Below are 21,872 nucleotides of genomic sequence, written 5' to 3' on the forward strand. Positions count from 1 at the left end.
CGGATTCATCGCTTTTCGCTGGGGGTGTGGTCGTCGGCGACCGGCGCGAGTTCGGGCGGGACCGCCGCGGGTTCGGGCAGCAGGTTCCGGCGGTGCAGTCCCAGCAGCGCGAGGGCGGACAACAGACCGGCGGCGGCGCACAGCAGTGCGGGCGGCCAGCTCAGGGGTCCGCCGGTGTGGTCGAGGACCGCGCCGGTGATCGAGGTGGCGACGACCGTGAAGAGGCCGGACGCCAGATAGAACGCGCCGAAATAGGTTCCGGTCAGCCGAGTTCCGGCGAAGCGGCCGATCGCCTCGTTGACGAAGGGTTGCACCGCGGTCACGCCGATCGCGAGCAGTACCGCGGCCGCGACCACCGGAGCAACCCGGATCGCTGTGCCCGCCGCGCTGTTTCCCTCGAACACGGCGATGCCGGCGATCGCCGGCGGCAGGAGGAACGCGGCCCCCATGACGGCCATCCCGAGCGCCATCGCGGGCCCGCGCTGTGGTCTGCGCGCCAGCACCGTGGTGACCCGAACCTGCAGCGCCACCACGGCGATCGTCTCGACCACGAACAACGCCGCCACCGCCGCCGGTCCGTGACCGGGCCCGGCACTGTCCTGCGCTTGGAGGGTGAACAGGAAGTAGATCTGGCTCTGCAAAGCGAACATCGGCATCAGCGCGAGGGTGAAGGCCCAGAACCGTCGATCGGTGAACACCGTCGCGAAGTCGGCCCCGACCCCACCCTCGTGCGCGGGCACCGCCCGCGCGGGCAGCAGGAGCCACTGCACCACGGCCAGCACCGCGAAGATCGCCGCCGCGACCAGCGCGGATATCCGGAATCCCGCCGCTATCAACATCGTGCCGAGTACCGGTCCGATCGCCGAACCCGTATTGCCGAATACGTTGAACAGCGCGAAGGCCTGCGCCGAATGCGCACCGCTGTCGCGGGCGATGAACGCGCGGACCGCCGGATTGAACAGCGCCCCCGCGAAACCGGTGAGCACCGAGGCAGTCAGCACCACCGGCAGCGAACCGCCGACGGCGAACAGCGCGAAGCCGAGTGCCCGGATCGCCAGGCCGACCATGATCACGCCGCGTGCGCCGAGCCGGTCGGCCGCCGAACCGCCGACGAGGAACAGCCCCTGCTGGCTGAGATTGCGCACCCCGAGCACGATTCCGACAACGGCCGCCGACAGCGCGAGGTCGTCGAGCAGGTAGTCGGCCAGAAACGGTACGAGGAGATAGAAACCGATATGGCCCACAAGATGATTCACGAGCAGCAGCCGTACGGCCCCCGGTAACGCGCGGAAGGTGTCGATGCCGTTCATCCGGTGGTTCCGTGCGGGAAAGCCGTATAGGTCCGGTCGGAGCCGGCCGAGTAGGAGTGGGGACTGTTCGCCTCGGCGGCAGGGTCGCGGACGATCGAACATCGGCCCCAGCCGAGCACCTCCGCGCTGTCCGGAGTGGCGATCGTGGTGGGTTCGGTGGCGGGCGCGCGGAACAGACCGTGGGTTCGGCACCAGTCGTCGTTGTAGATGGTGCCCAGGTAGCGGTGTGGCCCGTCGGGGAACACGGTCAGCACGCGGGCGCCGGGTTCGCGCTCGGCGACCCAGCCCGCGACCAGGGCGGCGGCGCCGGTGCTCCAGCCGCCCGCGATGCCGGTGGCCGCCGCGACCCGACGACACGACGCGACCGCCTCGGCGGCGTCGACCCAGTGCACCTCGTCGAAGTCGGCGTAGGCGACATTGCGGGGCAGGATGCTGCTGCCGAGACCGCGCATGAGCCGGCGGCGGTCGGGCTGGCCGAAGATCCGGGAGCCGACGGCGTCGACCCCGATCACCCGCAGTCGGGGCCACCGTGTGCGCAGCACCCGGGCCAGTCCGGCACAGTGCCCGCCGGAACCGATCGAGGCGACCAGCACATCGACGGCGTCGACCTGGGCGAGGATCTCCTCGCCCATCGCCTGATAGCCGCCCGCGTTATCGGGGTTGTCGTACTGGTCGGGCCAGTACGCGCCCGGTGTGGCGGCGAGCAACGCGGCCAGCCGATCCAGTCGCGCCTGCTGCCAGCCGCCGGTCGGGTGTGGTGCGGTGACCACGTCGAGCGGGATCTGAAACGCCGAGAACAACGCGCGGAGATCGGGTTCCAGCTCGTCGTCGACCACCAGCACCACCGGATGACCGAGTGCCTTGCAGGCCAGCGCCAGCCCCAGTCCCAGAGTGCCGCTGGTGGATTCGATGATCGTCGCGCCCGGCGCGAGCTCGCCTCTCGCCGCAGCGGCGCGCAACATCGACACCGCCGCACGGGCTTTCATGCCGGCCACGCTCGCCGCTTCGAGTTTCGCTGTGTACCAGCTGTTTCCGGCCGGAACGGGCACGGCCGGCGTGCCGCCGATCAACTGCAGGAGCGCGGGTTGGGGGGATGTCATGACAGCTCTCGGTAGGTGACGATGGCGCTCGGCCCGCCGTCGAGGGAGAAGAACGGGTAGGGCTCGGCCGAGACCGCGTGCACGCCCGCGCCGAGGAACCAGGGCAGCACCGCGCTGCCGGTCTGGGCGAACAGCACCAGCGGCAGGCCGCGCCGGTTCGCCACGGCACGGAATTCGTCGAATGTCTCGTTACCCAGCGACATTCCGGTGACCAGCAGCGCGTCGTAGTCCGACGGAGCGTCGGCGACCGATTCGAAGACCGGCTCACCCCATTCGGTGACGCCACCGGCGAGGTCGCACGGCAGATACGCGATGGCGCGCGCCCGCAACTCGGCGAGCAGCGAACCGACCACGCCCACCACCAGCACCCGCGACACCCCGGCGGGCAGCAGGTCGACGACGGCGCTCGCCCGGCGGCGCGACTTCGTCAGCGAGGTCGGCCCGTCGATCACCACCGGTTCGCCCTGCGCACCACCCGCGTGCGGATGCGGACGGACGTGCATCAGATAGGCGTCGAGCGCGGCGATCCGGACCGCGGGTACCGGATGTTCGAGCAATTCGCCGATCGTCGCCGCGACACAGCTGTCGACCAGATCGTCGGTGGCAGTGCCGGGTTCGAGCCCGCACGAGCCCACCGCCGCGCCGACCCGCAGGCTCAGCACCTCGTTGCGGTATCCGCGAGAGCGGCCCGCGTGCCGGGTGCCGTAGGCGGTGCGAAACGCCGTGGACGCGTGCAGGGTTGCCGGTTCGGGTCCGAGCCTGCCCCGGCGCGCCCACGTGATGAGCTCGGCGACGGAGTCGGGGCGCACGGCGGATTCGATCATCGCGCACCGTCGAGTTCGAAACGGAGATCGGCGATCAATCGCTGTGCGAGATCGCCGGTGGTGCGGTGGGTTTCGTCCACCACCATGACGTGACCGAGATAGGTGTTGTTGTCGGTCGCCGGGCGCACCTCGGTGCCGGGGTCCGCCAGTTTCCGCTCCACGATTCTGGGGTCCGCCGCCCAGTCCCGCGCACCGTCGACCCTGGTCAGCAGGCCGGTATCGGTCGGCACGGCGAACGCGACGGCCGCGCTGGCGATACCGGTCTGCCCAGGTGTCAGATCGGGCTTCCCGCCCGCGACAGCTTCGGCGTGCACCGCGGTGAGGTCGATTCCGGTGACCCGTCGCACCAGTTCGGTGATGCGGTTCCCGGCGGGGCGGGGGTTCACCTCGATCAGGCGCGGGCCCTGCGCGCCCAGTTTGACCTCGGTGTGCGCGACGGTCGCGTCGAGGCCGAGCGCGGTGATCGCCGCGACTGCCAGCTCGGCCACAGCGGTGGCGTCGCCGGGCTCGAGGGCGGCGGGGAACATGTGGCCGGACTCGATGAACGCGGGCGCGCCGGTGATCTGTTTGTCGGTCACTCCGATCACCGTCGTCTGCCCGGCGACGGTGACTGTCTCCACGCTGAATTCAGGACCGTCCACACACTCTTCGAGCAGGATGCGTGGTGAGCGGTGCTGCCCTCGGGCGTTGATGGGGAATCCGGCGATGGCGTCCACCGCGACGCGCAACTCGGCCTCGTCGCGGACCCGGCGGACGAACATCCCGCCGCACAGGTCGACCGGCTTCACCACCAGCGGAAAGCCGAGTTCGGTGGCGGCGCTGACGATCTCATCCCACTGCTGCGCGACCGCGAAGGCAGGGCCCGCGACACCGGCGGCCCGGCAGATCAGCCTGGTCCGGTACTTGTCGCAGGCGTCGGCCACCGCGCTCCGGCCGGGCCCGGGCAAGCCGAGATCGGCGGCGATCGCGGCGACGGTCGGCAGGTAGTAGTCGCACGAGGTGAGTACACCGTCGAAACCGAAGGCCGCCTGCAGTTTTCGCACGTGCGGCAGCAGTGTCGACTCGTCGTTGGTCTCGGCGGTGAACACGTTGGCCGCGCCGAGCAGGGGATGCGGCACGGGTGTTCCCGCCCGCAGGTAGTGCCCGAGATCTCTGGTCAGAAAGCTGAATTCGTGGCCACTGTCCTTGATTCCCGCCGGGAGCAGGGTGCTCATCGAACCGACCCAGCTCTCCACCATCAGCAGGTGTCCCACATGTCCTCCAACCTCGAGCAAGATGCTAATGATAACCATTATCAATAGAAATGCGATAGTCGAGCGGGACGAGCAGGTTCGTTACTGCTGCGAAGGGACGCGGGCTCGCATTACGCTGCGAACATGAGCTCTGCCGTGCACGGATTCACCGACGATGCCCTCGGAACGCTGGACGCGGTCGGTGTCGCCGCGGCGTTGCGCGCGGGGGAGGTGAGCCGGTCGGAGGTACTCGAGGCCGCGATCGCCAGGACCCGGCGGGTCGATCCGAGTCTGGACGCGGTGCAGATGACGTGTTTCGATCGCGCGGCGTCGACCCCGGAGACCGCGGGTGTGTTCGCCGGCGTGCCCGCGTTCGTGAAGGACAACACCGACATCGCGGGGCTGCCCAGCTGCCACGGCTCGGCCGCGTTCACGCCGCATCCGGCCACGGTGACCAGCGGTCCCGGCGCGCAGTTCCTGCACTCGGGCGTGATCGTGCTCGGTAAGTCGACGCTGCCGGAATTCGGGCTCACCGCCAGCACCGAATTCACCGATCGCGCGCCCACCCGCAATCCGTGGAATCCGGAATACTCGGCCGGCGCGTCCTCGGGTGGTTCGGCGGCGCTCGTGGCGGCCGGGGTGGTACCGATCGCGCATGCCAACGACGGCGGCGGCTCGATCCGCATCCCCGCCGCGGCCAACGGTCTCGTGGGCCTGAAAACCACCCGCAACCGTCTGCTCGACCAGCCGGGCGCCCGCAAACTGCCGGTGCACCTGGTCGCCGAAGGCGTGCTCACCCGCTCGGTCCGCGATACCGCGCACTACCTGGCCGCCGTGGAACGATTCGGCGCGAATCCGGCTCTGACGCCGGTGGGGTTGGTCGAGGGGCCGAGTGCGCGACGGCTGCGGATCGGCCTGATCACCGCCGATGTCCTCGGTCGGCCGGTGCACGCCGACAACGGCGTCGTCCTGGCATCCGCGGCGACAGTGCTCGAGGGCCTCGGCCACGAGATCGTCGAGATGCGTCTGGATGTGGATCCGCGCTTCGTCGAGGACTTCAAGCAGTACTGGGCGGTGATGGCCGCGGCGATGGCACTGTCGTTCCGGTTGGGGCACCGCGGGTACTTCGATTCGCGCAAGCTCGACCCGTTCACCACCGGTCTGATCGGGCTGGCCAAGCGCAATCCGCTCGCGGTGGCCGCGTCGACGTGGCGGTTGCGCGGGGGAGTCGCGGCCTACGACAGGCATTTCGCCGAGGTCGACGTGCTGCTCACCCCGGTGCTCTCGCATCCCGCGCCGCGCATCGGCGAGCTCGCGCCCGGCCAGCCGTTCGACGCGCTGTTCGCCAAGCTCGCCGACTACGTGGGCTTCACCCCGCTCAACAATGTCGGTGGGGGACCTGGCATTTCGCTGCCGCACGGCCTGCAGCCGAGCGGTCTGCCCGGATCGATCCAGCTGGCCGCGCGCCGTGGTGACGAGCGGACACTGCTCGACCTGGCCTACCAGCTGGAAGCGGCGAGCCCGTTCCCGCGGATCGTCGATCGGGCTGCCGCCGCGGGCGCTGCCTGATCAGGGTGGTGTGCACCGCGCTGATCAGGCGCTCGTCGCCGCGTTGATCAGTTGTTGCGCACCGCGACATTGATCGGGCGCAGTCGTCCCGGGCTGTCGGTGCCCGCGTCGAATGCCCAGTGCTCGCCGTCCCAGCCGGGGTAGTCGGCGCGCCAGCGATCGACGAGGCGGGCGTCCTCGAGCGAGGCGACCACGCCGGCCGAACCGGTGTACTGCAGCCGCTCGTACTTGTGCCGAGTGACGGTGTCGATAGTGGGAACGGTGACCAGGACTGACATTGACCCTCCGGGATCGAGGCGAACGGTGACGTGACGAGTGCGCTACCCGGACCGTCGGCCCGGGTGCTGCGGTGGCGCGTCACCGCTCGATCCGAGAGTATGCCGCTCGCCGTGACACCGCGCAGGTTTTGAAAATCCAGTTCTTCGGATTGTTGGGTACCCGTTATGCAAATCGTCGATTCGCAAGATTTGGTTACGGCGGTGGTGACGGTTCACCAGCTCGGGCGTACTCGTCCCGGGGTGACGACGCGACCCAGTGCCCTGCTGACCTGGGTGAGAGTGGTGGCGCCGAGGGTGTCCGACCAGTTCTGGGTGAATTCGGCCAAGGCGGCGTCGGCGGCCCGTGTGCACGCCCAGCCGCGCTCGGTGAGGGTGATCAGGCGGGCGCGCGCATCGCGCGGGTGTGGATTGCGATCGGCGTAGCCCTTGGTGACCAGCTCGTCGACCAGCTGGCTGGCTGCCTGTTTGGTGACGCCGAGGTGGTCGGCGATCTCCCCGACCGTCGCGCCGTCGGGCGCCATGCGCACGAACGCGAAGCCGTGCGTCGGCCGGATGTCGGTGAACCCCGCCGCGGCGACCCTGGCGTTCACCGCCTGGGTTACCTCGGCCGCTGCCGCGAGCAGGAGGAGGGGCAGGTCTGCGTTCGCGGGCACGGCAGTCATTCTGGCACTTGACACAGTGGTCAATCTACTTGACTATATAGACAAGTTGCTTGACCTTATGGAGGTTTGGAATGCCAGTGATCCGTTTCGCGGACGCGCCGGTGCACGAGGTGCACAACGCCCGCTTCACGTCCCTCGTCCGACCGGGTACCGGCAGTGCCGAACTCTGTGTCTGGCAGACCGAGGTTCAGGCCGATTCGGTCGGGGTGCCCCATCGCATCCTGGGTGAGGAGGCCTTTGTTCTGCTGTCGGGCGAGGTGACCATGACGATCGACGGCGAATCCGCGCCGATGAAACCCGGTGACGCGGCGGTCGCGCCCGCCGGTTCGATGATCGCCCTCGCGAACTCGACCGACGAGATCGCCACGCTGTTGGTGACCGTGCGGGTCGGCTTCGCGGCAGAGCTCCCCGACGGCTCTACTTTCACCCCGCCCTGGGCATCCTGAGCCGTCCTCGCGACTGTTTCAAGGCCAGAACTTGAAAGTTCGGCCACCCGAACAATATAATTCTGGAATGTGGGTTGGGTTCTACCGTTCGCCGGCTAGACGCCGGGTGCTTGCGGCATGCGTTCTGAGTGCCATGGCGTTCGCGCTCACTGCCTGCGGGGGGATCACCTCCGATGACGATGGCAAGAAGGTGGTTCTCACCACCTTCACGGTCCTGGCCGATATGGCGCGGAATGTGGCGGGCGAGCACCTGCGGGTCGAATCGATTACGAAGGTGGGGGCCGAGATCCATGGATACGAGCCGACGCCGGGCGATATCAAGAAGGCCGCGAAGGCCGATCTGATCCTGGACAACGGGCTCAACCTCGAAGCCTGGTTCAACCAGTTCGTCGCCGACCTCGATGTGCCGCACGCCGTGGTCAGCGAAGGGGTGGCGCCGATGGACATCAGCGAGGACGCCTACCGGGGCAAGCCCAATCCGCACGCCTGGATGTCGCCGGTGAACGCGCAGATCTACGTCGACAACATGGTCCGCGCGTTCACCGATCTCGACCCCGAACACGCCGACGCCTACCGTGCCAACGGGGACGCCTACAAAACGCGGCTCGGCGCCGTGCGCGACGATCTCGTCGCCGCGGTGAACACCCTGCCCGCCGACCAGCGTGCCCTGGTCACCTGCGAGGGCGCGTTCTCCTACCTGGCTCGGGACGCGGGGCTGACCGAGAAGTACATCTGGCCGGTCAACGCCGAACAGCAGGCCACCCCGCAGCAGATCGGCTCTACCATCGACTTCGTTCGCCAGCGCGGCGTGCCCGCCGTGTTCTGCGAATCGACGGTGTCGGACGCGCCGATGCAACGGGTGGTCGAGGCGTCCGGTTCCCGGTTCGGCGGCGTGCTCTATGTCGACTCGCTCTCCGAAGCCGACGGGCCGGTCCCGACCTACCTGGACCTGATCCGCCACGACGCGAAGACCATCGCGACCGCACTCGCCGGAGCCCCGAAATGACCGCGCCTGTCGTCGAGATCCAGGACGTGACAGTCCATTACGGTGATGTGCTCGCTCTCGACACTGTCGAACTGACACTGAAATCGGGCCGGGTGTGCGGGCTGATCGGCATGAACGGCTCGGGCAAATCGACGCTGTTCAAGACCGTGATGGGACTGGTCACGCCCGATCGAGGCCGGGTGCTGATCAACGGCCGCCCCCCGGCCGCCGCGCGCAAGGCGGGCAGCCTCGGTTACGTGCCGCAGTCCGAGGACGTGGACTGGAGCTTCCCGCTGTCGGTGCGCGATGTGGTGATGACCGGGCGCTACGGGAAAATGGGTTTCACCCGCCGGGCGAGCAAGGCCGACCGGGCCGCCGTCGACGCGGCGCTGGCCCGCGTCGAGCTCACCGACCTGGCCGACCGGCAGATCGGGCAGCTGTCGGGTGGGCAGAAGAAGCGCACGTTCGTGGCTCGCGGCATCGCCCAGGAGGCCACGATCCTGCTGCTCGACGAGCCGTTCGCCGGTGTCGACAAACGCTCCGAGGCGACCATCACCGCGCTGTTGCGTGAGCTCGCCGCCGACGGGGCCACCATCCTGGTATCCACCCACGATCTGCACGCGTTGCCCCAATTGGCCGACGAGGCAGTGCTGTTGAACCGCCGGGTGCTCGAGCACGGCGACCCCGATGTGGTGTTGCGGCCGGAGAACCTGGCCAAGGCCTTCGGCCTGGATGTGGACGGAGACCGATGAGCCTCGAGGAATTCTTCATCGACCCGCTGCGCTACGAATTCATGGTGCGCGCGCTGGCCACCACCGTCACGGCCGCCGTGGTCTGTGCGGTGCTGTCGTGCTGGCTGGTGCTGATCGGCTGGTCGCTGATGGGTGACGCGGTGTCGCACGCGGTGCTGCCCGGTGTGGTGCTGGCCTACATCGTCGGCTGGCCGTTCGCCGTCGGCGCGGTGATCTTCGGGTTCCTCGCGGTCGCGTTGATCGGCGTGGTCCGCGATACGAGCCGGGTGAAGGAAGACGCTGCCATCGGCATCGTGTTCACCACCCTGTTCGCGTTCGGTTTGGTACTGGTGTCGGTGACGCCGAGCCAGACCGACCTGAACCACATCGTCTTCGGCAACCTGCTCGGCGTGAGCCGCGGCGAGATGATCCAGATCATGATCCTGGCCGCCATCGTCCTGGTCGCCCTGGTCCTCAAACGCCGCGACTTCACCCTCTACGCCTTCGACGCCACGCACGCCCACGCCATCGGCCTCAACCCCCGCGTCCTCGGCACCGCGCTGCTGGCCCTGCTGGCCCTGACCTCGGTGGTCGCGCTGCAAGCGGTCGGCGTGGTCCTGGTGGTGGCCATGCTGATCATCCCCGGCGCCACCGCCTATCTCCTGACCGACCGCTTCTCCCGCATGCTCGTCATCGCCCCCACCATCTCGGTGCTGTGCGCGGTCACCGGCCTCTACATCAGCTACCACCTCGACACCGCCGCGGGCGGCATGGTCGTAGTGACCCAGGGCGTCGCGTTCACCTTCGTCTACCTCTTCGCCCCCCGCCACGGCGTGATAGGCCGCCGGATCACCGCCTCCCGCGCCCGGAAAACCGTCGCCACCCTCGGCGCGGTCGACTAGCGGTCCCGGCCCGCGGCGACGGATCCGATCGTGTCGGTGTGTGGTGTCAGGATGTGGGCATGAATGTCACCGGGGAGGACGTCCGTGCCTTCGTGCTGTCGCTGCCGCAGACGGCAGAGCAATTCGCTTGGGGCATGCCGATTTTCAAAGTCGCAGGCAAGCTGTTCCTCACCCTCCCCGAAGACGAGACCTCGATGGCGGTCCGCTGCCCGATTCTCGACCGCGACGAACTGGTCCTGGCCGAACCCGGCAAATTCTGGATCGCCTCGCACGAGTCCGGTAACCCCTGGGTCCGCGTCCGTCTGGCGTCACTCGACGATCGTGAGGAACTGGAAGCCATAGTCACCGACTCGTGGCGCCAGGCCGCCCCGCGGGCCTTGCTGGATGCGGACCAGTGAGCGCGAGACCGCCCATCGGGCCGCGAGATCGCTTTACAGCACCGGCGTGATCGTGGCCTCGATCGTTTGGATGGAGTCCACCGGGATGACGAACGTCTCGGTGATCTCCACGGTGGTCAGGCGGATATCGGCCACTCCGGTGTCGAGGAGGTAGTGGGTGGTGACCGTGTCGCCGGATTCGGACATGGTGAGGTCGCGAATGCCTTGGATCACGCGGTACTGGAGGCCGTTCTCCAAGTCGGCGCTCAGTTGCGGGCCCGAGTAGCCGGTTTGGAGGCCGACCTCGACGCGGGTGGCGTCGGGGGCGAAGGGGACCGCGCTCGCGTCGTGGGAAACCAGGGCGTCGAGGTAGGCGCGGGCGATGGCCTGGCGGGGGGAGTCGGCCGCATTCGGCTCTGCCGCGGCGGTTGCCGTGCCGAGTGCGAGGAGAACGGCGGCCAGAGTCGAAACGTGAGTGATTCTCATGTACAGATGCTGGCGGTCCGGACCGGCAAGTGCAACCGGGTGCTCGCGAGTAGTCGACGTTGCGGCCCGGTAGGGTCGGAGCTCCTATGGCACTCAGCGCAACACTGCACAACTTCGCCGTTCAGCTCGCCGATGTGGATCGGGGGGTGTACGAGGATCTCGAGTTGCGGGTCGCCCGGCACCCGTCGGAGACGGCCGAGTACATGATCACCCGGATCCTCGCCTACTGCTTGCAGTACGAGGAGGGGATTGTGTTCAGCGACGGCGGGATTTCGGCCACCGATGAGCCCGCGGTGCAGGTTCGGGACATGACCGGCCGGACGACCGCGTGGATCGAGGTCGGCGCACCCGACGCGGATCGTATTCATCGTGGGAGCAAACTGGCTGGTCGGGCTGTGGTCTATACCCACCGCGACCCGGCGAAGGTGCTCGCGCAGTACGCGGGCAAGAAGATTCACAACGCGGCGCAGATTCCGCTGGTCAGTTTCGATCGCGCGTTCATCGAGGAGGCCGCGGGGCTGGTCGACCGTCGCAATACCGCCACCCTCTCGGTCACCGAGGGCGTGCTCTATCTGGACCTCAACGGCACCAGCCTGCGCACCGATGTCACCGAGCAGCCCCTCGGCTGAGGCCGGCACGGAGTAGCTTGGCTGGAACCGGTGACGCTCGGCCCGAGCGCTTGGACCGCACCGGTCTCGTCGTCGAGTGGAGGTCGCGGTGCCCGGTGTGATGAGTCGGTTCGTGATTCCGGGATTCCTGCGGGTCACCCGGCGCAACCGGAATTACGTCGATGCCGAGCTGGCCGCGGCGCACGTGCGCGAGCGCGGGCTGCGGCCCCTCGCCTACGGTCCGCCGCGCAAACTCCGCGGTGTCGAGGTCTCGGTGGAGCACGACGGTGGCTGGCCGATCTACACCCTGACCCCGTCGGACGGGATCTCCCGCGGTGGCCTCGTGTACGCGCACGGTGGCGGCTGGGTGGGCGAGATCGCGTCCCAACATTGGCAACTCGCGGCCAGGATCGCCGCTCGGACGCATCTCGTCGTGACGGTCCCGATCTATCCGCTGATTCCGTTCGGTACCGCGGCCGAGGTGATTCCCCGCTTCGCCGAACTGGTCACCGCGGCCGACGAGCGCTACGGCCCGACCTTCCTCGCCGGCGACTCCGCGGGCGGTCAGATCGCGCTGTCCACCGCGCTGCACCTGCGCGACGCGGGCCATATCGTCCCCCGCACGCTGCTGATCTCGCCCGCCCTCGACCTCACTCTCGAGAATCCCGAGATCGACGCGGTTCTGCTGCGTGACCCGTGGCTGGGTCGCGACGGTGGCCTGGTGTTCGGCAGGATGTGGAGCGGCGAACTCTCGATGAAGGATCCCCTGGTCAGCCCGCTGTTCGGCGACCTCGCGGGGCTGGGCCCGATCACCGTGTTCACCGGCACCGACGACATCCTGAACCCCGATGCCCGCCTGCTGGCGGCGAAGGCGCGCGCGGCGGGCATCGACCTCGACTATCAGGAAGAACCCGGACTCGTGCACGTCTACCCGCTGACGCCCAGCCCCGAAGGCGCGGCCGCCCGCCGCCGGATCCTCACCACCCTGCGCGCCGAACTCGATGCGGCACAAAGCATCTCGTGAGACAGCTCACCGCTCGGACAGGTGCACCTTGAACAGGATCGTGAGCTGAGTGACCGCCTGGTCGAACGGGTGTGCGGACTTGAGCGCGCGGCTGTGCACGATCGTGCCCTCGATGGTGGTGAGCAGGAACCCGGCCAGCGACACCGCGGTCGCGCGCTCGATCCCGGTGGCGACGATCCCGTCGGCGAGCCGGGCGGTCCATTCGGCGAACGCCTGGCCCGCGATGGACTGGACGGCGGGGTCGAGTTCGTCGAGAGCGGCCGCCATCATGAACGAGCCCGCGGTGTAGTCGGACTTTTCCAGTGGGGCGCGCCAGAAGGCGAGCAGATCGGTGAGCCACTGCTGGGCCGACGGCGCGGTCTGGAGGGCGTCGGCCATCGCGCTCACGTGCGAGTACACCAGGCGGGCCACGATCCGTGCCGCTGTCTGCACCAATTCGCCCTTGCCGGAAGGGAAGTGCTGGTACAGCGAGTTGCGTGAGGTTCTGCTGCGCTCGAGCAGTTCGCTGAGGGAGGACGCGTGCACGCCGTGTTCCTGGACGGTGCTGATCGTGTGCTCGATGAGTCGGGCGCGTGGTCCGGCGGCCATCCGATCTTCTCCTACCCCTTGATTGAACCGATCGGTTCATGTTAGACCTATTCCTACGTGAACCGATCGGTTCATATGGAGAGGATGTCATGCCCACCCCCATTGCCACCGCGGTTCCGGTCACCCACGCGGGAATTCTCGGCCTCGGCGTGTACCGCCCGCGCCGTGTTGTGCCCAACGCCGAGATCGTCGACGCGATCGAGTCGTCGGACGAGTGGATCAAGACGCGTTCCGGGATCGCCGCCCGGCACTGGGCCGAGCCCGACGAGACGATCGTCTCGATGAGCGTCGCGGCCGCTCGGGACGCGCTCACGGCGTCCGGGGTGAGCGCCGACCAGATCGACGCGGTGGTGCTGGCGACGTCGTCGCAGATGGTGCTCGGTCCGTCGGCGGGCGCGGTGGTGGCGACCGAACTCGGCATGCACGACACCGCCGCCTTCGACATCTCCGCGGGCTGTGCGGGCTTCTGCTACGCGTTGGCCGATGCGGCCAATCTGGTGCGCTCGGGTCAGGCGCGGCAGGTGCTGGTGATCGGGGTGGAGCGGTTGTCGGATCTGCTCGACACCACCGATCGCGGGTGCGCGTTCATCTTCGCCGACGGTGCCGGTGCGGTCGTCGTCGGCCCGGCCGAGCAGGAGGGGATCGGCCCGGTCGCGTGGGGTTCGGATGGCGCGCGCACCTCGGCGATCAAACAGGACAAGGACTTCCTGGAGTATTTCGCCGAAGTCGCCGCGGCGGAGGCCAGCGGCGGCACGTCGCAACGCCCCTACATCCGGATGAACGGCACCGAGGTCTTCCGCTGGGCCGTCACGTTTCTGGAAAAGGCGTGTCGTGACGCGCTGGACCACGCGGGCCTCACGGCCGACGACCTCGACGCGTTCGTTCCGCATCAGGCCAATATCCGCATCACCGACGCGCTGGTCCGCACCCTCGGCCTGCCCGACACTGTCGCCGTCGCGCGCGACATCATCGAAACCGGCAACACCAGCGCCGCCTCCATTCCGATGGCCATGGAACAGCTCGTGCGCTCCGGCGCCGCCAACCCCGGTGACACCGCGCTGCTGCTCGGCTTCGGCGCCGGTCTGGCGTACGCGGGCCAGGTCGTTCACCTGCCGCCGATCGCCTAGTTCACCAGCGCGCGCAGCTGTCGCGGCGGTAGAAGCGTTGCGCGACAAAGGGATTCCCTGATCAGGTTGTCATGCGTTCGCCTTCTCGCGCAGCGACCGCTGGGTCACCGGTACCGCGTAGGCCGCGCCGTCGCGGATGCCGAATTCGAAGCGGCAGGGGAACAGTGAGGGTAGGCCGGTCGCGCGTAGGTCGAAGTTCGCGGCGAGGGTTTGCATGGCCCAGTTCTGGAGAGAATCCGGGAGCTGCAGGGTGGTGCCGTCGACGCAGCACACGTAGGCGTGGGTCTGTTCTCCGTCGACGGGCAGGGGGTTGCGCAGACCGACCGCGCCGATTTCCAGAATTCGTCCGGCGTTGTGGGAAGTAGCGACGCTCGGCAAATCCAACTCGATGTCGTCCATGCGGAAAACCGTAGCGCAGCAACTATTCAGGGAACACCGAAATCGCGTGGTCTTGACGAACTTCGCTGATGTCGCAAATGCGCGAAAGTGCGAGGTCTGTTCCCCGCGCCGCGGCGGAGCTCGGCGCACCGCGCGCCGGGCCCTGCCGCCGCGATGTCAGCCGATCGCGAAGCGCAGCAACGCCTGGCGATCGCCCTGCTTGATCTTGCCCTTGCGGTCGAGGACCTCCAGCTGCCACACCGGACCGTTGCGGAAGGTCCGCGCGATCGCGTTGGCGTTCTCCGCGCCGAGCAGTGACGGCCAGATATCGGCGACGGGCTGGGTATCGCCGCCGGTGGCGTCGTAGATCTTGAACGAGACGTTGTTCGCCTTCTCGAAGGAAGATCCCTTCTTGAACGCGACGGCGACGAAGACGATGGAGTCGATGGCGGGGGGCACAGTGGCGAAGGTGACGTGCACGGTCTCGTCGTCGCCGGCGGCCGCACCGGTCTGCTCGTCGCCGGTGTGCAGCACCGATCCGTTGCCGAGCGGGTCGAGCGAATCCAGGCCGGCGAATCGCACCGGCTCAGCGCCTTGGAACAGCACGGCGATCAGGTCGAGGTCGACACCGCGCTTGCGCCGGGCCATTCCGAGAATTCCACCGCTGGAACCCGCCGACGGATCCCAGCTCACCCCCACGCTCATTTTGGTGATACCGGCGAGATCGGCCGCGCCGTCTTCCTTCTTGAGAGTAATCACGATTTTCAGGCTACGGACTTCGCTCGCCACGTGCAGGGCGACAGAATTCGCCCGTCAGCCGGAGTGGGTCGCGAGGTAGACGAGGGCCGTGACCGCCAGGGCGATCGCGCCGAGGATGCCGCCCGCGATCGTGTCGGCGCGGTTGGTGGCCACACCGTTCTCGATCCGATCCCAGCCGATGAACGCGGCGGCCACCGCGCCGATGCCGGCTGGGGCGGCGACGAACTCGCTGACGACGGGAATGAACGAGACCGCGCAGGCGATGATGCCGAGCACCAACGACGCGAGGCCCACACCGTTGCGTGGGGGCGGCAAGGTCTCTGGACCGGGCATTCCATGAGCGTAGTCGCGCCGCGGGCGCCGGTCGCGCCGGCCGGGAGCTTCCCGGTCACAGCTTCGTCATGGTTGGTGGCGAAGGGCGCGGGTACTCCATTGAAATGGCAGCCCTGCAGGGATTCATTCAGGGTCCCGGATTTCCGGGCTGTGGAGTTCGAGGAGGGATAAGGTTTGTCGATTTCAGCTGACGAATCGAAAAGTCGAAACCCGAACAAAGGATATGTTGCCCTTCTGGGCTGGAGTTTGAACGCGGTCGAGGCGATCGATCGGTTCGATCGCCGCTATATTGTCGTCGCGCCCGAATGGGCGCAAAGTTATTGCACCGAGCACGACATTCCTTTTATCCCCTGGGATTTCGAGCGGCTCAACGATCGTTCGATGGAGATCGCGGAGACCCTCGAGGCAAAGGGGGTCGATGTCGCCATTCCGATCTTCGAGGAGACCGTGGAGTGGGCGGGTGCGATCAACTCCGTGCTGCTCGACAATCCTCGCCTGCTCGGGCAATCCATGCTCCTGCGCGACAAGTCGTTGATGAAGCGGCGTGCGCAGCTCGGCGGCATCCGGGTCGGTATCTTCGAAGAGGCGCACGAACGCGACGACGTGATCCGATTTCTGAAGCGCGTCAATCAGACGCTGCTGAAGCTCGACGGTGATCCCAATGATCCGATTCACCTGAAGGCGTTCGACAAGGCGGGCTGCCTCGGTCACCGGATCATCCGGACCCCCGACGAGGTCGACACGATCCCCGACGACGAGTTCCCGATGCTGATGGAATCGCACCTGGACGGCTGGGAGTTCGCGGTCGAGGCCTGGGTCCACAACGGCCGCATCTGCTTCCTGAACATCTCGGAGTACGTGACGCTCGGATACTCGGTGTTCGTGCCCGCGACGCCGGAGCTGGAGAAATATCGGCCCGAGATCACCCGTCAGGTCGAAAAGCTGATCAAGACCTTCGACATCGAGTTCGGCTTCATTCATCCCGAGTACTTCGTCACCAGCGACGGGGAAATGTATTTCGGCGAGGTCGCCTACCGGCCACCGGGTTTCAAGGTGTTCGAGCTGCTGGAACGGACATACGGTTTCAACGCCTACCACGCACTGGTGCTGGCATTCGACCCGAAAACCACCGACGAGGAGATCGACGCGTTCTTCCCGAAGGAAGTGGTGGATGCCACCGGCCATGCGGGGTGCTTCGGCGTGTATCCGCGCCGGCGTGTGGTCAGTCGGCTGTCGGTGCCGCCCGAAACCGAGGATCACGACTACTTCGAGACGCACGAGCTCACCGCGCCGCAGGCCGAAAAGGTCACCAAACGAACCGCATTCGGTAACCACTGGGGTCTGCTCTATTTCTTCGGTGAGGATCCGTACACTCTGCGGGACCTGTTGAAGCGACAAGAAGAACTCGACTTCTATATTTGATCCGTTGCCAGGGGCAACGGCGGGCGAAGGGATCGGCGATTGAGTCCGGACGGCCACGACGGGACGAGCCTGGACCGGCGCCTCGCCACGATGGACCACGCCACACAGTCCCTCGCGGACGCAGGCGATTTCGGCAAGCAGGTCAAGCTGCCCAGGGTCATGGACTCCCTGCGGCGGGTGCTCCTGCTGCCCGGCGGTTGCGCGGCGGTGCGCGAACGCGCCGAGAAGCTGGAGACCGCCGGCCTGTTCCTCGGCACGGATTGGGCGCAACCGCAGATCCTCATCCCGGCGCTGAGTACCGGCTCGTTGCGCAGCGCCAACGCCGACACCATGGTGTTGGAGGCGGTGAGTGATCTGCGGTTGCTCGCGGTCGCCCAGGGCGAATATCAGCATGCGCTGGTTTCGGCCGAACAGGCCGCTGATCATCTGTCGCAGGTACTCGCGGTGAATCTGTCGCTGCTGTTCTCCCCGCCCACCGAGGCCGAGCGGGAACAGCAGGGTCGGATGGCGCAGGTCTCGCGCGAGCTGCTGCACTACCTCGTCGCCGAGGTCGGGTACGAGAAGGTGCTCGAGAACCTGGTCGACGAGATCTGGCGCATCCTGCGGCAGCGGCCCATCCAGGTCGACGGGGTCAAGCGGATGATCACCCAGATCGCCGTCGCCCGTGCGAATCCCGACGTGGATCTCGGCGCCAGTGGTCTCGGCGCCGACCGGCTGATCAGCAGCCTCTACGGGACCACCGAGGGATGCCGGGAGGACCCCGGGGTCGAGGTCTATCGCACGCGGCTGGAGTCCATGGACGACAGTGCGTTGCAGTACGAGGCAACGGGATTCGCGCGGTCCATGCACGACACCGGGCTGGTCTCGCCGTATCACGCTGTGCTGCTGCGGTTTCTGCTCACCAAGGGTGCGTATCTGCTCGGCGAGGCGATGGGCTTGTCCAGCACCGGCCGCGACAGCCTGCTCTGCTATCACGAGCTGGTCCACAGTCTCATCGAGCAGGCCGTCCACGTCGAAACGGCGCAGTGCGTGTACGGGCTCACCTTGCTGCTCGAACGCGGCATCCTCTATCAACCGCCTGTCGCGCCCGCGCTGTGGCGCCAACTGGCACTGCGCCTTTCACCGCACTCGCGCGGGCGGCTGAGCCAGGTGTTCGGGCCGACGCCGGATCCGCGGGCGTGGCTGCTGTCCGGGATGCTGTCGGTTCTCGGTCTGCCGCTGGGAATCGGGCAGGGCGACAACCCCACCTGCCAATCGGCGCGGGCACTGTCGATGTGGGCCTACAACGACCCCGACTATCTGCTGCAGACGCTGGTGTGGGCCGCGCGCGACGACGAGATCGTCATGCACTTCGAAGGGCAGCCGATCTCCTCGCGCGAGACCGACGACACGGAATCGACTGCGCTGCAACTCGATCTGGACCCGGTATCGCTGCTGGTGGTACCGCACCTGGACCGGATCTACGCGGAGATGGGACGGCGCTGCATCGGCCGCGACGGCGATCCGCACCGCTGGATCAACCCGGAATTCCACGGCTGGTGGTCCGGGCGCGGCTTCCGGATCAATGTCGACGTGGCCACCGGCCTGCTGACCGACCTCGACGAGTTCCTGCGCCACTTCTACGCCGGGTACCACCCCTTCTACAACGGCAACCAGCCGGTGATCCACCCGCAGCCCGCCGGTATCGCCGTCACCGACAGCGCGGCACGCTTCGTCGGCTGGCACGCGATCACCGTGCTGCGAGTCAGCCTCGACCCGCAGGACGTGATGCGGGTGTACTTCTACAACCCGAACAACGACAGCGGCCAGGACTGGGGCGACGGGGTCGTCGTCGGAACAGCCGGGCACGGTGAGCGTTTCGGCGAAGCGTCGCTGCCCTTCGAGCAATTCGCCTCGCGGCTCTACATCTTCCATTTCGATCCACTCGAGCCGGGTGAGCTGGCCGCCGTCGAGCGCGCGGAACTGGACCGGGTGATCGGCTATCTCCACCGCAGTTGGGGCGCCGACCGTATGCCCGTGGAAACGGGTGCGGCCGAACAGGATTGATCACAGCAAACGTTCAGAGTCGAACGCTAGGGTGTGGGCGTCGGCGCGCTTCGTGCCGCGATGAGCAAGGGGATTCGATATGGGTGTCAGCTTGTCCAAGGGCGGCAATGTCTCACTGACCAAGGCGGCGCCGAACCTCACCGCCGTCGCGGTCGGCCTCGGCTGGGATCTGCGGACCACCACCGGCACGGACTTCGACCTCGACGCCAGCGCCATCGGCCTCGGCGCCGACAAGAAGGTGGTGTCGAGCGGGCACTTCGTCTTCTTCAACAACCTCAAGTCGCCCGAGGGCGCGATCGAGCACGCGGGCGACAACACCACCGGCGCCGGCGACGGTGACGACGAGACGATCAACGTCGACCTGGCCAACACCCCGGCCACGATCGACTCCATCGTGTTCCCGGTCTCGATCTACGATGCCGCCACCCGCAACCAGTCCTTCGGCCAGGTGCGCAACGCCTACATCCGCGTCCTGGACCGCAGCAACGGCGAGGAACTGGCGCGCTACGACCTGTCCGAGGACGCGTCCACCGAAACCGCCATGGTCTTCGGCGAGCTGTACCGCAACGGCGCCGAGTGGAAGTTCCGCGCCACCGGCCAGGGCTACGCCTCCGGCCTGGAAGGCATCGCCCGCGATTTCGGCGTCAATCTGTAGGGGTCCCGGTCAGCTGCGGAAATTCTCGAAGTCCGGGAAGACACGCAGCTGACCGGCCCAGCTTCTCAGCGTCCGGATTCCGCGGTGCGATCTCACCCGACCGGCCCAATTCACCCGTGGTGGGTGAGGCGGTGTGAATCGCTGACGGCGAGCATCGAGTCGACGCGTCGACCGAGCTGAGGAGCTGATTCGCGATGGCATTGGACTACGACGATCGCACCGATTTCGAGAATGCTGATCGCGGGTTCATCAAGACCCTGACGCCCATGCGGATCGCCAAGGCCGACGGCACGGTCGTTTTCGACACCAGTGGGTACGGGTTCCTCGACGGGCCGTGTCCGGAAACGGTCAACCCGAGTCTGTTCCGGCAGGCCCAGCTCTGTGTGAAGAACGGGCTGTTCGAGGTCGTGGACGGGATCTATCAGATCCGTGGTTTCGACATCTCGAATATGACGATCGTCGAGGGCGATACCGGCATCATCGTGATCGATCCGCTCATCTCGGCCGAGTGCGCGGCGGCCGGGCTGGCGTTGTATCGCGAGGAGCGCGGCGACCGGCCCGTGACCGGCGTCATCTATACCCATTCCCACGGCGACCATTTCGGTGGGGTCGACGGTGTGCTGCCCGACGGTCGTGGCGACGTGCCGATTCTCGCGCCCGCCGGTTTCATGGCGGAGGCCGTCTCGGAGAACGTCTACGCGGGCATCGCGATGACGCGGCGCGGCACCTACATGTACGGCATCGGGATGACGCCGGGACCCGAAGGTCAGTGCAGTACCGGGCTGGGTATTCAGGCCTCCCATGGCACGTTCGGCCTGATCCCGCCCACCGTCGACATCACCCGCACCGGCCAGCAGGAGACCGTCGACGGCGTCCCGATCGTCTTCCAGATGACGCCGGGTACCGAAGCGCCCGCGGAGATGAACTTCTATTTCCCGCGCCACCGCGCCCTCTGTCTCGCCGAGAACGCGACCCACAATCTGCACAACCTGCTGACCCTGCGCGGCGCTCAGGTGCGCGATCCGCGGATCTGGTCGCGCTACATCGACGAGGCGATCGAGATGTTCGCCGTCGACGCCGATGTCGCGTTCGCCTCGCACCACTGGCCCACCTGGGGCGCCGAGAACATCATGGGATTCCTGTCGCTGCAACGCGACCTGTACATGTACCTGCACGACCAGACGCTGCGGATGATGAACGAGGGACTCAACGGCCCGGAGATCGCCGAACAGTTCGAGTTGTCGCCGAACCTGGCCGACGCGTGGAGCGCCCGTGGCTATTACGGGTCGGTGAGCCACAACGTCAAGGCGGTCTACCAGCGCTATCTGGGGTGGTTCGACGGGAACCCGACCTCGCTCTGGGAGCACCCGCGGACGGCGAAAGCGGTCCGGTACGTCGAGACCATCGGCGGCATCGACGCGGTGATCGCGAAGGGACGTGCCTACGCCGACTCCGGCGATCTGCGCTTCGCCGCTGAGCTGCTCACCCACGCCGTGTTCGCCGAACCGGACAACAAGGCCGCGAAAGACGCACTCGCCCAGACCTATCGAAAACTCGGGTTCGGTGCGGAGAACGCCACCTGGCGCTGCTTCTACCTCACCGGCGACAACGAATTGCGGCACGGAATCCAACGGACCGAGCTCGACCTCGGCGGCGGGATGGCGGCGGCCCTGTCGGTGGAGCAGCTGTTCGACTCGATCGCCATCCGGGTGAACGGTCCACGCGCGGCGAAGGATTCGTTCCGGATCGAATGGCACTTCACCGACCAGGACTCCGTCGTGCGCCTCACCCTGTCCAACGGTGTCCTCATCCAGACGCCCGACCCACGGTCCAAGGCCGACATCGACCTCACCCTCACTCTCACCAAGCCACAACTGCTCGGCATCCTCGCGGGTAAGGGCTTGGACGGGATCGACCACACCGGCGACCCCGGCGTCCTCCAGCGACTGTTCGGCCTGCTGGACACCCCCGATCCGAACTTCGCGGTCGTGACACCGTAACTGTGCGGCGGCTCGTTCCATTCGTCCAAG

General features: G+C 67.3%; 24 protein-coding genes. 13 read left to right on the plus strand and 11 right to left on the minus strand.

Features of this window, described 5'->3' with window-relative positions; genetic code table 11:
• Nucleotides 1-5: 5 nt before the first annotated feature.
• The 4 genes from ACFVJ5_RS31205 to ACFVJ5_RS31220 are packed head-to-tail and all read right to left on the minus strand — an operon-like array spanning nucleotide 6 to nucleotide 4,508.
• Nucleotides 6-1,310 carry an MFS transporter gene (locus ACFVJ5_RS31205; protein ID WP_379225691.1) on the minus strand — a complete coding sequence of 435 codons (1,305 nt, stop codon included), beginning with the start codon at nucleotides 1,308-1,310 and terminating at the stop codon, nucleotides 6-8.
• The gene (locus tag ACFVJ5_RS31210) at nucleotides 1,307-2,410 is read right to left on the minus strand and encodes a PLP-dependent cysteine synthase family protein (RefSeq protein WP_379225693.1); all 1,104 of its coding nucleotides are present in this window, start codon (nucleotides 2,408-2,410) and stop codon (nucleotides 1,307-1,309) included. Before ACFVJ5_RS31210 ends, ACFVJ5_RS31205 begins: the two co-directional genes overlap by 4 nt.
• Complete coding sequence (locus ACFVJ5_RS31215) at nucleotides 2,407-3,234, minus strand: hypothetical protein (RefSeq protein WP_379225695.1); 828 nt, start codon at nucleotides 3,232-3,234, stop codon at nucleotides 2,407-2,409. Before ACFVJ5_RS31215 ends, ACFVJ5_RS31210 begins: the two co-directional genes overlap by 4 nt.
• Complete coding sequence (locus ACFVJ5_RS31220) at nucleotides 3,231-4,508, minus strand: ATP-grasp domain-containing protein (RefSeq protein ID WP_379225697.1); 1,278 nt, start codon at nucleotides 4,506-4,508, stop codon at nucleotides 3,231-3,233. The genes ACFVJ5_RS31215 and ACFVJ5_RS31220 overlap by 4 nt, the downstream gene beginning before the upstream one ends.
• 102 nt (nucleotides 4,509-4,610) lie before the next feature.
• Here ACFVJ5_RS31220 and ACFVJ5_RS31225 point away from each other — a divergent pair, with 102 nt between their 5' ends.
• The gene (locus ACFVJ5_RS31225) at nucleotides 4,611-6,035 is read left to right on the plus strand and encodes an amidase (RefSeq protein ID WP_379225699.1); all 1,425 of its coding nucleotides are present in this window, start codon (nucleotides 4,611-4,613) and stop codon (nucleotides 6,033-6,035) included.
• Between the two features lie 47 nt (nucleotides 6,036-6,082).
• Here ACFVJ5_RS31225 and ACFVJ5_RS31230 read toward each other — a convergent pair whose 3' ends face one another.
• Nucleotides 6,083-6,313: a hypothetical protein gene (locus ACFVJ5_RS31230; RefSeq protein ID WP_358068415.1), complete on the minus strand. Its 231-nt coding sequence runs from the start codon at nucleotides 6,311-6,313 to the stop codon at nucleotides 6,083-6,085.
• A gap of 212 nt (nucleotides 6,314-6,525) precedes the next feature.
• Nucleotides 6,526-6,966 carry a MarR family winged helix-turn-helix transcriptional regulator gene (locus tag ACFVJ5_RS31235; protein ID WP_379225701.1) on the minus strand — a complete coding sequence of 147 codons (441 nt, stop codon included), beginning with the start codon at nucleotides 6,964-6,966 and terminating at the stop codon, nucleotides 6,526-6,528.
• A gap of 80 nt (nucleotides 6,967-7,046) precedes the next feature.
• Here ACFVJ5_RS31235 and ACFVJ5_RS31240 point away from each other — a divergent pair, with 80 nt between their 5' ends.
• The 5 genes from ACFVJ5_RS31240 (at nucleotide 7,047) to ACFVJ5_RS31260 (ending at nucleotide 10,437) form a co-directional block, all read left to right on the plus strand.
• Entirely contained in the window at nucleotides 7,047-7,421 is a 375-nt protein-coding gene (locus tag ACFVJ5_RS31240) for a cupin domain-containing protein (RefSeq protein WP_379225703.1), read from the plus strand.
• Nucleotides 7,422-7,554: 133 nt separating this feature from the next.
• Entirely contained in the window at nucleotides 7,555-8,427 is an 873-nt protein-coding gene (locus ACFVJ5_RS31245; protein WP_379225705.1) for a metal ABC transporter substrate-binding protein, read from the plus strand.
• Nucleotides 8,424-9,158 (plus strand): metal ABC transporter ATP-binding protein, encoded by a 735-nt coding sequence (locus ACFVJ5_RS31250; RefSeq protein WP_358116468.1) that lies wholly within the window; start codon nucleotides 8,424-8,426, stop codon nucleotides 9,156-9,158. Before ACFVJ5_RS31245 ends, ACFVJ5_RS31250 begins: the two co-directional genes overlap by 4 nt.
• Nucleotides 9,155-10,039, plus strand: a complete 885-nt coding sequence (locus ACFVJ5_RS31255; RefSeq protein ID WP_378994708.1) for a metal ABC transporter permease — start codon at nucleotides 9,155-9,157, stop codon at nucleotides 10,037-10,039. Before ACFVJ5_RS31250 ends, ACFVJ5_RS31255 begins: the two co-directional genes overlap by 4 nt.
• Before the next feature lie 59 nt (nucleotides 10,040-10,098).
• Nucleotides 10,099-10,437, plus strand: a complete 339-nt coding sequence (locus ACFVJ5_RS31260; protein WP_379225707.1) for an MmcQ/YjbR family DNA-binding protein — start codon at nucleotides 10,099-10,101, stop codon at nucleotides 10,435-10,437.
• A gap of 33 nt (nucleotides 10,438-10,470) precedes the next feature.
• On the opposite strand, the gene ACFVJ5_RS31265 is transcribed toward ACFVJ5_RS31260, so the two are convergent.
• Nucleotides 10,471-10,902 (minus strand): hypothetical protein, encoded by a 432-nt coding sequence (locus ACFVJ5_RS31265; protein WP_379225709.1) that lies wholly within the window; start codon nucleotides 10,900-10,902, stop codon nucleotides 10,471-10,473.
• Between the two features lie 86 nt (nucleotides 10,903-10,988).
• Here ACFVJ5_RS31265 and ACFVJ5_RS31270 point away from each other — a divergent pair, with 86 nt between their 5' ends.
• Together ACFVJ5_RS31270 and ACFVJ5_RS31275 are read left to right on the plus strand one after the other, a co-directional pair.
• Nucleotides 10,989-11,531 carry a YaeQ family protein gene (locus ACFVJ5_RS31270; RefSeq protein ID WP_379225711.1) on the plus strand — a complete coding sequence of 181 codons (543 nt, stop codon included), beginning with the start codon at nucleotides 10,989-10,991 and terminating at the stop codon, nucleotides 11,529-11,531.
• 100 nt (nucleotides 11,532-11,631) lie between these two features.
• Nucleotides 11,632-12,534, plus strand: a complete 903-nt coding sequence (locus ACFVJ5_RS31275) for an alpha/beta hydrolase fold domain-containing protein (protein WP_379225713.1) — start codon at nucleotides 11,632-11,634, stop codon at nucleotides 12,532-12,534.
• Nucleotides 12,535-12,540: 6 nt separating this feature from the next.
• Here ACFVJ5_RS31275 and ACFVJ5_RS31280 read toward each other — a convergent pair whose 3' ends face one another.
• Nucleotides 12,541-13,122 carry a TetR/AcrR family transcriptional regulator gene (locus tag ACFVJ5_RS31280; RefSeq protein WP_379225715.1) on the minus strand — a complete coding sequence of 194 codons (582 nt, stop codon included), beginning with the start codon at nucleotides 13,120-13,122 and terminating at the stop codon, nucleotides 12,541-12,543.
• An 89-nt stretch (nucleotides 13,123-13,211) separates the two neighbouring features.
• Here ACFVJ5_RS31280 and ACFVJ5_RS31285 point away from each other — a divergent pair, with 89 nt between their 5' ends.
• Nucleotides 13,212-14,249 (plus strand): beta-ketoacyl-ACP synthase III, encoded by a 1,038-nt coding sequence (locus tag ACFVJ5_RS31285; RefSeq protein WP_379225717.1) that lies wholly within the window; start codon nucleotides 13,212-13,214, stop codon nucleotides 14,247-14,249.
• A gap of 69 nt (nucleotides 14,250-14,318) precedes the next feature.
• On the opposite strand, the gene ACFVJ5_RS31290 is transcribed toward ACFVJ5_RS31285, so the two are convergent.
• The 3 genes from ACFVJ5_RS31290 to ACFVJ5_RS31300 form a co-directional block, all read right to left on the minus strand.
• On the minus strand, nucleotides 14,319-14,648 hold the full coding sequence (locus tag ACFVJ5_RS31290) for a hypothetical protein (RefSeq protein WP_378639262.1): 330 nt from the start codon (nucleotides 14,646-14,648) through the stop codon (nucleotides 14,319-14,321).
• A 156-nt stretch (nucleotides 14,649-14,804) separates the two neighbouring features.
• Entirely contained in the window at nucleotides 14,805-15,386 is a 582-nt protein-coding gene (locus ACFVJ5_RS31295) for a TerD family protein (protein ID WP_101464103.1), read from the minus strand.
• Nucleotides 15,387-15,440: 54 nt separating this feature from the next.
• Complete coding sequence (locus ACFVJ5_RS31300) at nucleotides 15,441-15,719, minus strand: hypothetical protein (protein ID WP_378994690.1); 279 nt, start codon at nucleotides 15,717-15,719, stop codon at nucleotides 15,441-15,443.
• Nucleotides 15,720-16,100: 381 nt separating this feature from the next.
• Here ACFVJ5_RS31300 and ACFVJ5_RS31305 point away from each other — a divergent pair, with 381 nt between their 5' ends.
• From ACFVJ5_RS31305 to ACFVJ5_RS31320, 4 genes are all read left to right on the plus strand, one after another.
• Nucleotides 16,101-17,141, plus strand: a complete 1,041-nt coding sequence (locus ACFVJ5_RS31305; RefSeq protein ID WP_379225719.1) for an acetyl-CoA carboxylase biotin carboxylase subunit family protein — start codon at nucleotides 16,101-16,103, stop codon at nucleotides 17,139-17,141.
• A 90-nt stretch (nucleotides 17,142-17,231) separates the two neighbouring features.
• Nucleotides 17,232-19,187, plus strand: coding sequence for a hypothetical protein (locus ACFVJ5_RS31310; RefSeq protein ID WP_379226032.1), 1,956 nt, complete (start codon nucleotides 17,232-17,234; stop codon nucleotides 19,185-19,187).
• Nucleotides 19,188-19,266: 79 nt separating this feature from the next.
• On the plus strand, nucleotides 19,267-19,842 hold the full coding sequence (locus ACFVJ5_RS31315) for a TerD family protein (RefSeq protein ID WP_067457219.1): 576 nt from the start codon (nucleotides 19,267-19,269) through the stop codon (nucleotides 19,840-19,842).
• 194 nt (nucleotides 19,843-20,036) lie between these two features.
• Complete coding sequence (locus ACFVJ5_RS31320; RefSeq protein ID WP_379225721.1) at nucleotides 20,037-21,842, plus strand: alkyl/aryl-sulfatase; 1,806 nt, start codon at nucleotides 20,037-20,039, stop codon at nucleotides 21,840-21,842.
• Nucleotides 21,843-21,872 lie beyond the last annotated feature (30 nt).

The organism is Nocardia sp. NPDC127606 (genome assembly GCF_042671725.1).
Classification (GTDB): Bacteria; Actinomycetota; Actinomycetes; order Mycobacteriales; family Mycobacteriaceae; genus Nocardia.

Bases quoted from the DNA above. Each gene is read 5' to 3' on its own strand.
- ACFVJ5_RS31285 (WP_379225717.1), top strand. From the start codon at position 13,212: ATGCCCACCCCCATTGCCACCGCGGTTCCGGTCACCCACGCGGGAATT.
- ACFVJ5_RS31245 (WP_379225705.1), top strand. From the start codon at position 7,555: ATGGCGTTCGCGCTCACTGCCTGCGGGGGGATCACCTCCGATGACGAT.
- ACFVJ5_RS31250 (WP_358116468.1), top strand. From the start codon at position 8,424: ATGACCGCGCCTGTCGTCGAGATCCAGGACGTGACAGTCCATTACGGT.
- ACFVJ5_RS31305 (WP_379225719.1), top strand. From the start codon at position 16,101: ATGGAGATCGCGGAGACCCTCGAGGCAAAGGGGGTCGATGTCGCCATT.
- ACFVJ5_RS31275 (WP_379225713.1), top strand. From the start codon at position 11,632: ATGAGTCGGTTCGTGATTCCGGGATTCCTGCGGGTCACCCGGCGCAAC.
- ACFVJ5_RS31260 (WP_379225707.1), top strand. From the start codon at position 10,099: ATGAATGTCACCGGGGAGGACGTCCGTGCCTTCGTGCTGTCGCTGCCG.
- ACFVJ5_RS31290 (WP_378639262.1), bottom strand. From the start codon at position 14,648: ATGGACGACATCGAGTTGGATTTGCCGAGCGTCGCTACTTCCCACAAC.
- ACFVJ5_RS31265 (WP_379225709.1), bottom strand. From the start codon at position 10,902: ATGAGAATCACTCACGTTTCGACTCTGGCCGCCGTTCTCCTCGCACTC.
- ACFVJ5_RS31300 (WP_378994690.1), bottom strand. From the start codon at position 15,719: ATGCCCGGTCCAGAGACCTTGCCGCCCCCACGCAACGGTGTGGGCCTC.
- ACFVJ5_RS31205 (WP_379225691.1), bottom strand. From the start codon at position 1,310: ATGAACGGCATCGACACCTTCCGCGCGTTACCGGGGGCCGTACGGCTG.
- ACFVJ5_RS31320 (WP_379225721.1), top strand. From the start codon at position 20,037: ATGGCATTGGACTACGACGATCGCACCGATTTCGAGAATGCTGATCGC.
- ACFVJ5_RS31215 (WP_379225695.1), bottom strand. From the start codon at position 3,234: ATGATCGAATCCGCCGTGCGCCCCGACTCCGTCGCCGAGCTCATCACG.
- ACFVJ5_RS31280 (WP_379225715.1), bottom strand. From the start codon at position 13,122: ATGGCCGCCGGACCACGCGCCCGACTCATCGAGCACACGATCAGCACC.
- ACFVJ5_RS31255 (WP_378994708.1), top strand. From the start codon at position 9,155: ATGAGCCTCGAGGAATTCTTCATCGACCCGCTGCGCTACGAATTCATG.
- ACFVJ5_RS31210 (WP_379225693.1), bottom strand. From the start codon at position 2,410: ATGACATCCCCCCAACCCGCGCTCCTGCAGTTGATCGGCGGCACGCCG.
- ACFVJ5_RS31270 (WP_379225711.1), top strand. From the start codon at position 10,989: ATGGCACTCAGCGCAACACTGCACAACTTCGCCGTTCAGCTCGCCGAT.
- ACFVJ5_RS31310 (WP_379226032.1), top strand. From the start codon at position 17,232: ATGGACCACGCCACACAGTCCCTCGCGGACGCAGGCGATTTCGGCAAG.
- ACFVJ5_RS31230 (WP_358068415.1), bottom strand. From the start codon at position 6,313: ATGTCAGTCCTGGTCACCGTTCCCACTATCGACACCGTCACTCGGCAC.
- ACFVJ5_RS31315 (WP_067457219.1), top strand. From the start codon at position 19,267: ATGGGTGTCAGCTTGTCCAAGGGCGGCAATGTCTCACTGACCAAGGCG.
- ACFVJ5_RS31225 (WP_379225699.1), top strand. From the start codon at position 4,611: ATGAGCTCTGCCGTGCACGGATTCACCGACGATGCCCTCGGAACGCTG.
- ACFVJ5_RS31240 (WP_379225703.1), top strand. From the start codon at position 7,047: ATGCCAGTGATCCGTTTCGCGGACGCGCCGGTGCACGAGGTGCACAAC.